A 13,406-nucleotide genomic window follows, 5' to 3' on the forward strand; every position below is an offset into this window, starting at 1 on the left:
CGCGTGATCGGCGATTGGATCGGCTTTTACAACCACCAGCGTCCTCACCAGGCGCTGGGCATGAAGACGCCCGCTGAGGCTTATGCTTTAGCGGCCTGACCTGTGCAGGTTCTGCTGGGTCAATACACATAAATGCAAAGTTGTGGGGGCCATGCACCCCGCCCGCATTCGGTGCGCACGAGGGCATCACACCAAGCCGAGGTCTTTAACGACGAGGCTCAAGCCATCGGTGGCGCGGCGTAACAAGAATCCTGTTGGTGTAAGGCATCCAAATGCAGAATTCCAAAAACAAAAACGGCCATGCAAAAACCGCATGGCCGTTTTTTATTCATAGCAGAGATTCTGCGCTTAACGGCGCTTAGTCAACAAGGCCGTCAAGATCGCGCCAGCAGCAGCGGCCATGAGCAGGGCTTTGCCGGGTTGCTGTTGCACGTAGCGCTGGGCTGCGTCGGAGCATCTTTGCGCGCGCAGGCTGGCGCGTTCGGTGGTGTCGGCCATGAGGTGGATGCTGTGGGTGGCGATATCCAGCGCTTTGCAGGCCAACGCGTCGATGCGGGGGTCGGCGTATTCACCCAAGCGTTGCAGGCCTTCCTGAGCCTGATCCACGCCAGCATTGACGGCGCGGCGGGTTTGGCGCAGGGCGTGTTCGGCCCCGTCCAGGGCTTTGTCGGTGACGTCGTGGGCGATGTTGGCGGCTTTATCGACGCCTTCTTCCACTTTTTCCAGCCCTTTGTCGGCGGCCTGGCGGATGGTTTGCACGGCGGCTTGGGCTTTGTCTTTTTCAAAATCGTTGGTTGGCATGGGGTTTCCTTTCAGTGTTTGTAAAAGCGCTTAAAGGGCTGGCGCCAAGCATGGCACACAGCCAAGCTGGCTGGACTATTTTTTGCGCATTTGGTTCATCACAAAGCTGACGACCGCAAAAATGATAAAGACCCAGAACAGGATTTTGGCGATTCCCGCCGCACCAGCGGCCACACCGCTGAATCCGAGCACGCCTGCAATGAGCGCAATGATGAAGAAAATGACAGCGTAGCGAAGCATAGACCGTTCTCCTTTTTGAAAGTTGGTCGAGCGTATTGCGATAGGCGAAAGCTCGACGTTGATGGGCTTTTATGATCTTTTAAAATAACAAATATAAAAACATTGTCAAACGACATATAAACAGCGCTTGTGCATGCCTTATGGAGCTCTGGCCCCGGCTTTTATACTCCCCGCCCTGTTACTCATGCGGCGCCTGCCGGGAAAGCACACCACCCATGCAATTGAAGATCGCGCTTATTGGCATGCCCGCCATTGGCAAGACGACGTTGGGCCGCAAGCTCGCGAGCAGTTATGCGCTGGGGTTTGTGGATCTGGATCAGGTGATTGAGAGCGCGATTGGCTGCCGCATCAGCGAATATTTCGAGCGCATGGGCGAGGCCGCATTCCGGGATGTGGAGGCGCGTTTGCTGGCCGAGCAACTGGCGCGGCCCGAGCCGTTTGTGCTTTCGACGGGCGGCGGCATTGTGTTGCGGCCCGAAAACCGCGCGCAATTGCGCCAGCATTGCCATGTGATTTACCTCACCGCCCGTTTGGAAACGCTGCTGCGCCGGGTGCGCAACGACCGCACGCGGCCGCTGCTGCAAGTGGCCGATCCGCTGGCCAAGCTGCGCGAGCTGCATGCGGCGCGCCACGCGCTGTATTTGGATACGGCAGATTTCCAGGTGCAAGTGGATGCTGGCACGCGCGCCACCTTGCAGGCGATTGTGCAGGCGCTGGCCCAGCGCGGCGTGCCCAAGCCCCCACCGCGCACAGCCCCAGCCGCCCCCACAACGGCGCGCGCCGATTGAGCCTGTTGAGCAACCTCGGCCGCCTGGCCGTTTTCTTTCTTTCCACCACCTCCGAGAAACCCCGCCATGTCCAGCTCCATCGCCTCTCTCAACCGTGTCGATATCGCCTTGGGTGATCGTTCCTACCCCATTCTCATCGGCCAGGGCCAGGCCTTGTGGCAGCAGGCCGAGGCGCTTTTTCCAGCGGGCACCAGCGCGCTGATCGTCAGCAACGAAACGGTGTGGCCCCTGTTCGGCCCCGCCTTGCGCGAGCGCCTGGCGCCGCATTACGCCAAGGTGGAGCACGTGGTACTGCCCGATGGCGAAGCGCATAAGGACTGGCTCCACCTGCAACGCATTTTTGACGCACTGCTGCAAAACGGCGCCGATCGCCGCTGCGTGCTGTATGCGCTGGGCGGCGGCGTGGTGGGCGATATGACGGGCTTTGCCGCCGCCTGCTACATGCGCGGCGTGGCGTTTGTGCAAGTGCCCACCACCTTGCTGGCGCAGGTCGATTCTTCGGTGGGCGGCAAGACGGCCATCAACCACCCGCTGGGCAAGAACATGATTGGCGCATTCCACCAGCCGCAACTGGTGGTGTGCGATCTGGACAGCCTGGCCAGCCTGCCTGCGGCCGAGTTCAGCGCGGGGCTGGCCGAAGTCATCAAATACGGCCCGATTGACGACATGGCCTTTTTCGACTGGCTGGAGGCGCACATGCCCGCCCTGATGGCGCGCGAGGCCGATGCCCTGCGCCACGCCGTCACCCGCAGTTGCGAGATCAAAGCCGCCGTGGTCAGCGCCGACGAGAAAGAAGCCGGCCTGCGCGAAATCCTCAACTTCGGCCACACCTTTGGCCACGCCATTGAGGCGGGCATGGGCTATGGCGCGTGGCTGCACGGCCATGCCGTGGCGGCCGGAATGGTGCTGGCCACCGCGCTCTCGCAGCGCCTGGGCCTGGCCGTCGATGCCGATTTCGCTGCCCGCCTGCGCGCCTTGTTGCAACAAGCCAAGCTGCCGGTGCAAGCTCCCGCGCTGGCCGCCGATGCAGCCGCCAACGGCCAGCGCTATCTGGAATGGATGCGCGTGGACAAAAAAGCCCAAGGCAACGCCATGCGCTTTGTGGTGCTGGAGCGGCCGGGCAAAGCCATCACCCAAAAGGTGGATGACGCGACCGTGCTGGCCCTGCTGGGCGATGCCATTGCCCTTTAACCATACCTTGCAGCGCCATGCCTTGGAGCGCCTGTTCAACCATTGGCGCAACACACGCAGCCGCAGCATGAGCGGGCAAATGCAGCGCACCAGCAAACAAGCCTGGGCGAAAACCCGAACCAACGCCCGGCCCTCCCCGCCCGCGATAATCCAATCAAAGGAAAAATCACTCTATGTCCATATAGCCAAAACAAGGGCATTTTATTTCTGTTGATTTGCAATAAAAACCCTCTTCACCCGACTTCACCGCCATGCACGCCCTCCCCGCCCCCCGGCATGCGCCCTACGCCAGCCAGCCAGCGCACACCCGCGGGCGGCGCGTAGCGGAAGCGGCCGCGCCCACCCGCAGCGACTTCCAGCGCGACCGCGACCGCATCGTGCACTCCTCCGCCTTTCGCCGCCTGGTTTACAAAACGCAGGTCTTTCTCAACCACGAAGGCGACATGTTCCGCACGCGGCTGACGCACTCGCTGGAAGTAGCGCAAGTAGCCCGCTCCATCGCCCGCCCGCTGGGGCTGGATGAGGACCTGGTCGAAGCCATCGCCCTGGCCCACGACCTGGGCCACACCCCCTTTGGCCACGCCGGGCAGGACGCGCTGCACGCCTGCATGCGCGAATTCGGCGGCTTCGAGCACAACCTGCAAAGCCTGCGCGTGGTGGATGTGCTGGAGCAACGCTACCCCGCCTTTGACGGCCTCAACCTCTGCTTTGAAACCCGCGAAGGCATCCTCAAACACTGCTCTCAAACCAACGCCCGCGCCATCGAAGCGCGCGAGCCAGGCGGCATTGCCCGGCGCTTTCTCGACCGCGCCTGGCCCAGCCCCAGCCTGGAAGCGCAACTGGCCAACCTGGCCGACTCCATCGCCTACAACGCACACGACATCGACGACGGCATCCGCTCCGGCCTGCTGCGCGCCGAGCAATTGCAAGACGTGGCCCTGTTTGCCCAGCACCACCAAGCCGCCGTGCGCGAACACCCCGCGCTGCGCGCGCAGCCCAAGCGCTGGCTGTACGAAACCATCCGCCGCATGCTCAGCGCGCAGATTTACGACGTCATCGACACCACTGCCGCCCACCTGGCCGAGCACCAACCCGCCAGCGCCGACGCCGTGCGCCAACTGCCGCCGCTGGTGCGCTTCAGCGCCCCCATGCAGCAGCAAGCCGTGCTGCTCAAGCAAACCCTGTTTGCCAAGCTCTACCGCCACCCGCAGGTCATGCAAACCACGCAACGCGCGCAGCAAGTCATCACCGATTTATTCGCCACCTACCAGCAGACACCCCAGCGCATGCAGCCCGAATTCGCCCAGCGCGCCCACCAGGCCAGCGCCGCTGCCGAGCAAGCCCGCGTAGTGGCCGACTTCATCGCCGGCATGACCGACCGCTACGCCCTGGCCGAGCACGCCCAAATCACCGGCTATCGCATCATGCAAGAGCCTTAATAATCCTTATTTTTCAAATCATTAGGAAAACAAATTGCCATATTTTGGCAACACCATATTGAAATTGAATTTACATTTGATTGGCAAATTTAAACATGCCTCCCCGCCCGCGCCAAGACTTTGCGGCCGCGCCCAAACCGCTTCTGGCAAGCGGGTATGATCGATCGCACTGGCAGGGCGAATCGGCCCTGCGTACGCAAGGCGGGCCAGGTGCAATGCCTAACCAGGCTGCCGCTTTGCGTGTTGTGGGGCAGCCTGCGGGTTGCCGCTTCTTTTTTTGCAAGGTCTTTTCATGTTCAAGAATCTCGCGGTGCTGAACACACAGCAACATCGCCAATTGCGCTTCACCCCTTCGCAGCCCTACCACTTTGCCGACAGCGAAATGCTGATTCCCATTGTGGCTTCCGAAGCCTTCGTGGTTGCGCGCGAATACACCATCGTTTTTTCGCTGGCGGGGCAAACCAATGTTTATGCCTTGACAGGCGTGGATCAAGGCGTGAATGCCTACGTCGCCCCATCCGGGCACTGGCTGGGCCGCTACGTGCCCGCACACGTGCGCCGCTACCCATTCATTCTTTCCGAGGCGCCCAATGGCAACGGCAATGGCGAGCGCCATTTCGTCATGCAGTTCGATCAGGACGCGCCCCACATGAATTTCCCCGACGGCGCACCGCTGTTCACGGATGAGGGCGAAGCCGCGCCAATGCTGCAACAGGTGCAGGAAATCTTGCTCAACCTGCAAAAAGACTTCGACTACACGCAAACACTGGTGGCGCAACTGGATGCAGCGGGGGTTTTGGTTGAAGACGGCCTGCGCGTACAGCCCAAGCAAGCCGATGACAAGCAAACGGTGCTGCAAGGCTTCCGCCTGGTCGATGTCAAAGCGCTGGGCCAGTTGGAGGCGGACAAACTGGCGCAACTGCGCGATTCGGGCGCGCTGGCATTGGCGTATGCCCATTTGCTGTCCCTGACCAATCTGCGCGATGGCGTTTTGACCGCGCCCAAAGGTTCCCACGCCGCAGCGGCGCTGGAAGCCCGCCGCACCGCCCACCTCAACGATGGCGAAGGCTCCATCAGCTTTGAAGGGGTGGACTGGACCAAAGTCGGCCATTGAGGCCCCCCCGTTGGAGCCTATCCGTCTTGGCGCAAGGCAGTCCAGTCCCCTCTTGAGGACGCAGCCTGAAATTGGCTGACTGCGCGCCAAGAAGGCCCAACCAAGGAGAAAACCCAACAAAAGGAGGTAGCTGTGCTACCTCCTTTTGTTTTGCGCAGCCCTCAAAAAGAGAGCGAGAGAAGGCGCTCGCCCCGCCGAGCCACATGCAAAGCGGCGCCCCGCTCAGGAGCGGCCTAGGTGGCGTTGCTCGGATCCGTTCCAGGCGGCTCAGCGCTGGTCAAACGGATAGGTGGTTTGGCGCAGGTCTTTGCGTGTTTCCACCAGCATTAATGGCGTGCTGTCCTGCTGGGGCAGCGGGGGGCGCTCACGCGGGACGTGCACGGGCTTGGGCGCGGCGGCGATTGCCGCTTGGGCCTGGGCCACTTTGGCGGCATCGGAATGCACCCATTGCAGGCCGGCCTGGGCCACGACGGCTTCCAGCATGGCGATGTCCAGCGTGAACGGTTGCGGGGCCAGCACGGGTTGCGCCGCTTCCGCAAGGGCAGGCTCTGCGACTGGGGCAGCAACTGTAACTGCGGGCGCAGCAGCTGGCGGCTCCGTGGCCTCTGGGGCAATTTGCGCCTGGCGGGCGGGCGCTGCGATGTCCGGCGAGTCGGTGCCATGCTCGGCGGCTTGTTCGGCAACCGCTGCCAACACCGGCATGGGCGCAGGCACCGGCGCGGGTTCGGCTGTCGGCTGCGCCGGGGCCGGTGCCGCGACTTCTTCCACTGCCACGACAGGCGCGGCAGACGGCGCGGTTGGCTCGGCTATGGCTTCAGCTTTTGCTTCGGCACTGTCTGCTGCCATCTGCTCCGGCGCAGCGGGGCGCGCGAAATAGCTGCGACGGCGGGGTGGCTCGTCCTGGAGGTCTGGCGCTGCCTCGGCAGAGGTTTCTTGCTGTTGCGCCAGCATGGCGTCCGCGTCACTGGGTGCGCGGCTTTCGCGCTCCTCACGGTTTTGGCGGCGACGGTCTCGCCCGTAGCGGTCGCGCGAGCGGCGCTCGGTGCGCTCGGCACGATCAGCGGGGGCATCTTCAAGCCGCCCTTCGCTGGCTGGCAGCGGTGTATCGGCATGCTCCAGCGCGTCGGTTGCCGTATCGGTCGCCAGCGCCTGTACGGATTCCTGTGCGCGGATATCGGCCTCGTTGGCGCGCGGTGGGCGAGGGGCGTCACGCGTTTCGCGCGCTTCACGTGCAGGCCGACGTTCCGAAGCGCTGTTTTCAAGCGCTTCCTCCTGCCCTGGGCGTCGGTTGCGCGCACGCTCATGGCGCAGCGCTTCACGCTCTTGCACAGGGCGCTCCGCGCGCTCATTGCCACGCGGCTGTTCGGCTCGGCGGTCTGTGCGCGGTTGGCGTTCAGCGCGTTCGGTGCTGCGCTCGCGCTCCGGGCGTTCACGTTCTGTGCGCTCATTGCGCTCGCTACGGCGTTCGCTGCGCGCTTCTTCGCCCTCTTGACGGGAGCGGTTTTGACCGTTACCCCGACGGCTGCGGTCAGAGCTGCGGCGCTCGGACGGTGCTTTGTTGCCGCGCTGGCGCTCGCGGCTGTCGGTTTTGTCGGCGGGCGCTTGGGCCGCCTGTGCATCGGGCGCAGCGGGGGTGAGGCCCAGCAGGGCCTTCAGCCGATCCAGCAGGTTGACAAAGAAGCGCTTGGCATCGCCGCCAACGCTGGCGCTCGCTTCGGGTTTGGGCACGGGCGGTGGAGCATCGGGCAACACGCCTTTGATGAGCGGGGTTTGGCGGTTGGTCGGCTCCTTGGAGCGGCGCGAAGTGGCCAGCGGGTCTTCGATTTCCTCGGCCAGCTTGTAGCTGACTTCGGGGTTGTCCAGGCGGCTGTCGTCGGCCTTGAGGCGCTCGAGCCGATAGTTGGGCGTCTCCAGCGTCTTGTTGGCGACGATTTGCACGTTGACGCGCTGCTGAATTTCAATTTTCGTGACTTCGGTGCGCTTTTCGTTGAGCAGGAAGCTGGCGACCTCCACCGGCACCTGGCAGTGCACGGCGGCGGTGTTGTCCTTCATGGATTCTTCCTGGATGACGCGCAGGATTTGCAGCGCCGAGCTTTCGATGTCGCGCACATGGCCGGTGCCGCCGCAGCGCGGGCAGGGGATGGAGGTGCCTTCGCTGAGCGAGGGTTTGAGGCGCTGGCGGCTCATCTCCAGCAGGCCGAATTTGCTGATGGAGCCGAACTGCACGCGCGCGCGGTCCTGGCGCAGCGCATCACGCAAGCGGTTTTCGACTTCACGGCGGTTCTTGCTGTCCTCCATGTCGATGAAGTCGATCACCACCAGGCCGCCCAGGTCACGCAGACGCATCTGGCGCGCCACTTCGTCGGCAGCCTCCAGGTTGGTGCGAGTGGCCGTTTCCTCAATGTCGCCGCCCTTGATGGCGCGCGCAGAGTTCACGTCGATGGCCACCAGCGCCTCGGTCTGATCGATGACGATGGCGCCACCCGAGGGCAGTTGCACGGTGCGCGCGTAGGCCGATTCGATCTGGTGCTCGATCTGAAAGCGCGAGAACAACGCCGCCGGATCGCGGTAGCGTTTGACCCGCGCGGCGTTCTCGGGCATGACATAGCCCATGAACTGACGGGCCTGCTCGTAAATATCGTCGGTGTCGATGAGGATTTCACCGATGTCGCTGTGAAAGTAATCGCGCATAGCGCGGATGACCAAGCTGGATTCCTGATAAATCAGTTCAGGCTTGCGCAGGCCGTCGGCGGCCTCTTCAATGGCGCTCCAGACCTTGAGCAGGAAATTCAAGTCCCATTGCAGCTCTTCAGCGCTTCGACCAATGCCAGCGGTGCGCGCGATGATGGACATACCTTTGGGGTATTCGAGCTGGTCCATGGCCTCTTTCAGCTCGCTGCGCTCGCTGCCCTCGATGCGGCGCGACACCCCACCGCCACGCGGGTTGTTGGGCATCAGCACCACGTAGCGCCCGGCCAGGCTGATGAAGGTGGTCAGCGCCGCGCCCTTGTTGCCGCGCTCTTCCTTCTCGACCTGTACCAGCAGTTCCTGGCCTTCGCGGATCACCTCGTTGATGCGCGCCTGGCTGGCACTCACGCCTTCGGCAAAGTACTGGCGGGAGATTTCCTTGAAAGGCAAAAAGCCGTGGCGCTCCTCGCCGTAATCGACGAAGCAGGCCTCCAAACTAGGCTCAATGCGGGTGACGATGGCCTTGTAGATATTGCCCTTGCGCTGCTCGCGGCCTTCGATCTCGATTTCGTAATTGAGCAGTTTTTGTCCGTCAACAATGGCCAGGCGGCGTTCTTCTTGCTGCGTGGCGTTGATCAGCATCCTCTTCATGGAGGGGTTCCTTTTCTAATCTGTAGCCGCTCTGGCTCGGGCCAGAGCGGCACATATTCCAATGTGAGCAGCCTTCCCCCATCAACTCATCAAGGGCGGGCGCTCGAAAGAAAGCCCAGGCAGATCAAATGGCAGACAGAAAAGCATGTACACGGCCCCATCCATGGCGCAAACAGCGCTCAGTCGGTTGAGCAAACGTGCGCCAAAGGCGGCGCTTGTACGGGGATAAGGGCGAAGGCTGTGCCAGCAGCGGGCTGTGACAACGGCAGTGGCAACAGGCGATGGATTGGGGCTTGTGACCAAGCGCAAGCGCGTGGCCCTTGCTCTGGCACAGGCCGCGACGGGCGGTGCGGGCGCAAAAACAGCGCCAACCATACGGCCCCTGCCAAAATCCACAATACCAGCGACATGGTTCGCTAAACGTCCTTCAGGCGGGCCAGGCATTCGTGTTGCGCACTGGCGCTGCGGCTGACCACCTGGAAAAAATGGCTTTCTGCTGTGTTCGATCTGCACAAGCTGACCATGCGACGCCGCAGTTGTTCTGTCCTTTGGGCGTTGGCAATGGGGCTTGGGCGCGTGGCTTGCCTCGTGACGTCTGGATGGGCCGACAGCCTCTGCACAGCGCCCCTTTTGAAGAAGGCTCGCGGGGCTTGTGACATGCGGGGAGAAAGCGGCAACCAAGGCGCCCCCAGAGACGGGAAAAACCGCGAACGGATTGCACTAAACTCACTCCGCTTGTTTCGCAACCTTCCTATCCTGCAATAAGGCAGAGCGATTATAGGGGCGCGCAGGGCTGCGACCGCCGGTTCCTTTTTCTCATCCTCTTCGGTTTTGTGCTCCACCATGACGGGCCCTGTGTCGGATTTTGGCCATACATCGTTGCCGCACGCGGGTTTGCGGCACGGTGATGGCTGGCACCACATCTCAAGCAGCCAGCCCATTGCAGTGTGTTTGCTCAACCGCGAGGGCACCTTGCTGGATCTCAACCCCAGCGCGTTGCAATTGTTCTCTTGCACGGCGCGACAAGCATTTGCGCGCAAGCTGAGCGACTTTATCGATGACTGGCCAAGGCATGTGCAGGCCTTGCGAGCGGCGGTGGATCAAGGGCAGCGGTATTACGCTGCCACTGCGCAATTGCGCGTCGGCGGGCGGCCTATGCCTGTGGTGCTGGAAGGAGTGGGCATCCAGCACAGCCAGCAAATTCTCATGACGATCCGGTGCCTGTGCGATTCAGGCGGTGTAGATGTTCTGCAGACGGTGGATCAAGGGGTGATGATGCACGATACCGAGGGGCACTTGGTGTATATCAACCAGGCGGCGCTGTGTATTCTCAACCACCCTCCTGAAGGGCTGCAATGGCGCGATGGTTTGTACTCGCAAGCTTGGCGATACGTGGATGAGCAAGGCGCGCCGTTGCCACTGGAGGAAACGCCTACGATGCAGGCGCTGCGCACGGGAAGTGTCAAGCAAGGCATCATGGGGCTGTACCGCGAAGAAGACCAATACTTTCGCTGGTTGAAAGTCATGGCCATTCCGCTGACCTATGTACCTGGCGGCGCGCACGAGCAGGTGCTGACGCTGCTGGACGATGTGACCCGGCAGCGCCGCGATGAGAGCATGTTCAACCGCTTGCAAGCGCTCTCTGCCATGGGCGCCTGGGAGTGCAGCAACAACTACTGCCATATGACTGAGGGGGCCTTGCGCATCTTGGGCCTGGAGGCCCAGCCTACCTCTTTGCAAGACTTTCTGGCTTGTTTTTCCCCTGTGAATGCGGCCCGCCTGGGACTGGCGGTGCAAAAGGCCCTGAGTGAGCGCTCCTCCTTTTCCGTGGAATTGAGCTTGCCGGGCGTGCCACTGCGGTGGTTGCGCGTGCGGGGCGAGCCAGACCATCTGGACCCTCTATCCAGCCGCATCAGTGGCACGCTGGAGGACATCAGCCGCGAAAAGCGCACACAAGCGTATCTGCACCAGAAAAGCCGCACCGACACGCTCACCGGCTTGCTCAACCGCGATGCGATTTTGCTCAAGCTGAAAAACTACACGGAGCGCGACGCCCCAGATGTGGCGGTGCTCTACATTGATTTAGATCGCTTCAAACTCATCAACGACGCCCTCGGCCACGACGTGGGCGATCGCGTGCTGCAAGAAGCTGCACGCCGCTTGCGCCAGGCCACCCCGGAGGGCGGGCGTTGCGCCCGCATGGGCGGGGACGAATTTCTCATGCTCTGCCCTGAGCACGAGCACCAGACTCCCGCCTTCGTGGCCGAACGCATCCTGGGACTGATGAGCCTGCCCTTTCAAATCGGGCACACCAGTTTGAACGTATGCGCCAGCATCGGCATTGCCCGCGCGCCGCAAGATGGCAAAGATGCCTCCACTCTCATCCAGAACGCCGATGCCGCCATGTACGAATGCAAACGCCGCGTGGGCAATAGCTGGCAGTTCTACAGCCAGGATCTGGCGCGCCGCCAGCGTGAAAAACTGCAATTCGACATCCTGCTGCGCCGGGCAATTGATGAAAACGAGCTGCGCCTGTTCTACCAACCGCAAGTGGATTTGCGCACCGGCCACCTCGTGGGCGCCGAAGCGCTGATGCGCTGGCACAGCAAAGTCCTGGGCATGGTGCCGCCCAAAGCTTTTATCGAGCACGCCGAAAGCTGCGGCGAAATCATCCGCATCGGCTCCTGGGCGCTGCGCGAAGCCTGTCTGCAAGTGCAGCGCTGGCGCGAGATGGGGCTGACGACGGTGCCCATCTCCGTCAACGTCTCCTACCGCCAATTCCTCACTGAAGACCTGGCCTTTGTCGTCGCCGACGCCCTGCGCTCAGCCGATCTGGACAGCAAAGCCCTGGAGCTGGAATTCACCGAACGCGTGCTGATTGAGGACGACCCGCTCACCGCCCGCACCGTCGCCCGCCTGCGCGAGCTGGGCATCACCCTCTCCATCGACGACTTTGGCGAGGGCTACAGCGCGCTGAACTACCTGCGCCGCCTGCCCGTGCAAAAGCTCAAACTCTCGCGCGAATTCCTGCAAGGCGTGCCCGGCGACCGCTCGGACGTCGTGATCTGCCAGGCCGTGGCCTCCATCACCCAAAACCTGGGCCTGGGGCTGATCGCCGAAGGCGTGGAAACCCCGGCGCAACGCCAGCTCTTGCTCGATATTGGCGTCTCGCAAGCGCAGGGCTACCTGTTCGCCCCGCCCCTGGTGCCCGACGCTTTTGCCCAATGGCTGGCCCGCCCCGACCGCTGGGGCCAGATGCAGCTTTAGAGCGTGTTATGCACTTTTCGCCCCCCGCGAGAGCGCCCCGGCGTGTGCAGTGCAAGGCGCCGTCCCCGCCGCAGCCTGGCTGCGCTGCAAGGGGACGGCAACGCCGCAATGCGCATGCCGGGGCGCTCTCCCTTCGGGCTGGCCCCAAAACCATGCACTCGCCGCGTTGGCCCGCTTGCCAAGGCAGCCAGCCTTGGCGGCGCGCGCCGCCTTGCGATTACACGGTTTTGGGGCCAGCGCGGGGGTGCGCAAAGTGCATAACACGCTCTAAACCCAATTCAAACGAAAAACCATTTCAATACCAACTTGCCGAAACAAGGTAATTTTATTTCTCTTTGATTTGTAAATAAAACCCTTTTCCGGCCAGGACAGGAGAACCCCCATGCTGTTTCTGCTCTCGCCCGCCAAATCACTCGATTACGACAGCCCCATTGCCCCCGAGCTGCCCACCAGCGAGCCGATCTTCACCGCCCAATCGCGCCTGGTGATTGCGCAGTTGCGCCAGAAAAGCGCTGCGGAACTCTGCTCCCTCATGTCCATCAGCGCCAAACTGGCCGAACTCAACGTCCAGCGCCACCGCGCCTGGAGCGAAACGCCCGCCCCCGAGCAGGCGCGCCAAGCCGCGCTGGCCTTCAATGGCGACGTGTACGAAGGGCTGCAAGCGGCCAGCCTCAGCGCGCAAGATTGGACCTGGGCGCAAGAGCATCTGCTCATCCTCAGTGGCCTATACGGTGCGCTGCGCCCGCTGGATCTGCTGCAACCCTACCGGCTGGAAATGGGCACGCGCCTGCCCGTGCCGCTGGCGGAAAAGGCCGATGCGCCCGTGGCGGAAAACCTCTACCAATTCTGGGCCGAGCCGCTGGCCCAGTATCTGAACACGCGCCTGAGCGCGCACCAGACGCCCATCATCGTCAACCTCGCCTCCAACGAATACTTCAAAGCGGTGGACACCCGCCGCGTGAGCGCGCGCGTGATCGAGTGCGTATTTCAGGATGAAAAAGCCGGCCAATACAAAATCATCAGCTTCCTGGCCAAGCGCGCCCGCGGCCTCATGGCCCGCTACGCCATCGAAACGCGCGTGCAGCGCCCCGAGGATTTGCGCGGCTTCGACCGCGAGGGCTACGTATTCGACGACGCCCTCTCGAGCGCCGACAAACTCGTTTTCCGCCGCCGCGAAGCCGACCGCCCGCGCGCGGCGTGAAAGCGTGGGGGCGTGAGCGGGCTCTG

General features: G+C 62.6%; 10 protein-coding genes. 7 read left to right on the forward strand and 3 right to left on the reverse strand.

Annotated features, from left to right (window positions below; genetic code table 11):
* The first annotated feature begins 3 nt into the window (after positions 1-3).
* Positions 4-99, forward strand: coding sequence for an integrase core domain-containing protein (locus tag EBQ26_RS04750; RefSeq protein ID WP_238944160.1), 96 nt, complete (start codon positions 4-6; stop codon positions 97-99).
* Positions 100-348: 249 nt separating this feature from the next.
* Here the strand turns inward: EBQ26_RS04750 and EBQ26_RS04755 are convergent, their stop codons facing one another.
* Together EBQ26_RS04755 and EBQ26_RS04760 are read right to left on the reverse strand one after the other, a co-directional pair.
* Entirely contained in the window at positions 349-801 is a 453-nt protein-coding gene (locus tag EBQ26_RS04755) for a hypothetical protein (RefSeq protein WP_122237892.1), read from the reverse strand.
* Positions 802-876: 75 nt separating this feature from the next.
* Entirely contained in the window at positions 877-1,041 is a 165-nt protein-coding gene (locus EBQ26_RS04760) for a DUF1328 domain-containing protein (RefSeq protein ID WP_122237893.1), read from the reverse strand.
* 215 nt (positions 1,042-1,256) lie between these two features.
* Here EBQ26_RS04760 and EBQ26_RS04765 point away from each other — a divergent pair, with 215 nt between their 5' ends.
* The 4 genes from EBQ26_RS04765 to EBQ26_RS04780 all read left to right on the forward strand — a co-directional run bounded on the left by EBQ26_RS04765 (position 1,257) and on the right by EBQ26_RS04780 (position 5,573).
* The gene (locus tag EBQ26_RS04765; protein WP_124779759.1) at positions 1,257-1,829 is read left to right on the forward strand and encodes a shikimate kinase; all 573 of its coding nucleotides are present in this window, start codon (positions 1,257-1,259) and stop codon (positions 1,827-1,829) included.
* 66 nt (positions 1,830-1,895) lie between these two features.
* On the forward strand, positions 1,896-3,020 hold the full coding sequence (gene aroB / locus EBQ26_RS04770) for a 3-dehydroquinate synthase (RefSeq protein ID WP_122237895.1): 1,125 nt from the start codon (positions 1,896-1,898) through the stop codon (positions 3,018-3,020).
* A 251-nt stretch (positions 3,021-3,271) separates the two neighbouring features.
* Complete coding sequence (locus tag EBQ26_RS04775; protein WP_122237896.1) at positions 3,272-4,459, forward strand: deoxyguanosinetriphosphate triphosphohydrolase; 1,188 nt, start codon at positions 3,272-3,274, stop codon at positions 4,457-4,459.
* Between the two features lie 292 nt (positions 4,460-4,751).
* Positions 4,752-5,573 (forward strand): SapC family protein, encoded by an 822-nt coding sequence (locus tag EBQ26_RS04780; RefSeq protein ID WP_122237897.1) that lies wholly within the window; start codon positions 4,752-4,754, stop codon positions 5,571-5,573.
* 267 nt (positions 5,574-5,840) lie between these two features.
* Here EBQ26_RS04780 and EBQ26_RS04785 read toward each other — a convergent pair whose 3' ends face one another.
* Positions 5,841-8,912, reverse strand: coding sequence for an Rne/Rng family ribonuclease (locus tag EBQ26_RS04785; RefSeq protein WP_122237898.1), 3,072 nt, complete (start codon positions 8,910-8,912; stop codon positions 5,841-5,843).
* 843 nt (positions 8,913-9,755) lie between these two features.
* Here EBQ26_RS04785 and EBQ26_RS04790 point away from each other — a divergent pair.
* Both EBQ26_RS04790 and yaaA read left to right on the forward strand, forming a co-directional pair.
* Positions 9,756-12,179 carry a sensor domain-containing protein gene (locus tag EBQ26_RS04790; protein ID WP_122237899.1) on the forward strand — a complete coding sequence of 808 codons (2,424 nt, stop codon included), beginning with the start codon at positions 9,756-9,758 and terminating at the stop codon, positions 12,177-12,179.
* Between the two features lie 382 nt (positions 12,180-12,561).
* Positions 12,562-13,380, forward strand: a complete 819-nt coding sequence (yaaA, locus tag EBQ26_RS04795) for a peroxide stress protein YaaA (RefSeq protein ID WP_122237900.1) — start codon at positions 12,562-12,564, stop codon at positions 13,378-13,380.
* Positions 13,381-13,406 lie beyond the last annotated feature (26 nt).

This window comes from Allofranklinella schreckenbergeri (assembly GCF_003703475.1).
GTDB classification, from domain to species: domain Bacteria; phylum Pseudomonadota; class Gammaproteobacteria; order Burkholderiales; family Burkholderiaceae_C; genus Lampropedia; species Lampropedia schreckenbergeri.

Coding starts and splice junctions, on each gene's coding strand:
- aroB (WP_122237895.1), top strand. CDS start 1,896: ATGTCCAGCTCCATCGCCTCTCTCAACCGTGTCGATATCGCCTTGGGT.
- EBQ26_RS04785 (WP_122237898.1), bottom strand. CDS start 8,912: ATGAAGAGGATGCTGATCAACGCCACGCAGCAAGAAGAACGCCGCCTG.
- EBQ26_RS04780 (WP_122237897.1), top strand. CDS start 4,752: ATGTTCAAGAATCTCGCGGTGCTGAACACACAGCAACATCGCCAATTG.
- EBQ26_RS04755 (WP_122237892.1), bottom strand. CDS start 801: ATGCCAACCAACGATTTTGAAAAAGACAAAGCCCAAGCCGCCGTGCAA.
- EBQ26_RS04775 (WP_122237896.1), top strand. CDS start 3,272: ATGCACGCCCTCCCCGCCCCCCGGCATGCGCCCTACGCCAGCCAGCCA.
- EBQ26_RS04790 (WP_122237899.1), top strand. CDS start 9,756: ATGACGGGCCCTGTGTCGGATTTTGGCCATACATCGTTGCCGCACGCG.
- EBQ26_RS04760 (WP_122237893.1), bottom strand. CDS start 1,041: ATGCTTCGCTACGCTGTCATTTTCTTCATCATTGCGCTCATTGCAGGC.
- EBQ26_RS04765 (WP_124779759.1), top strand. CDS start 1,257: ATGCAATTGAAGATCGCGCTTATTGGCATGCCCGCCATTGGCAAGACG.
- yaaA (WP_122237900.1), top strand. CDS start 12,562: ATGCTGTTTCTGCTCTCGCCCGCCAAATCACTCGATTACGACAGCCCC.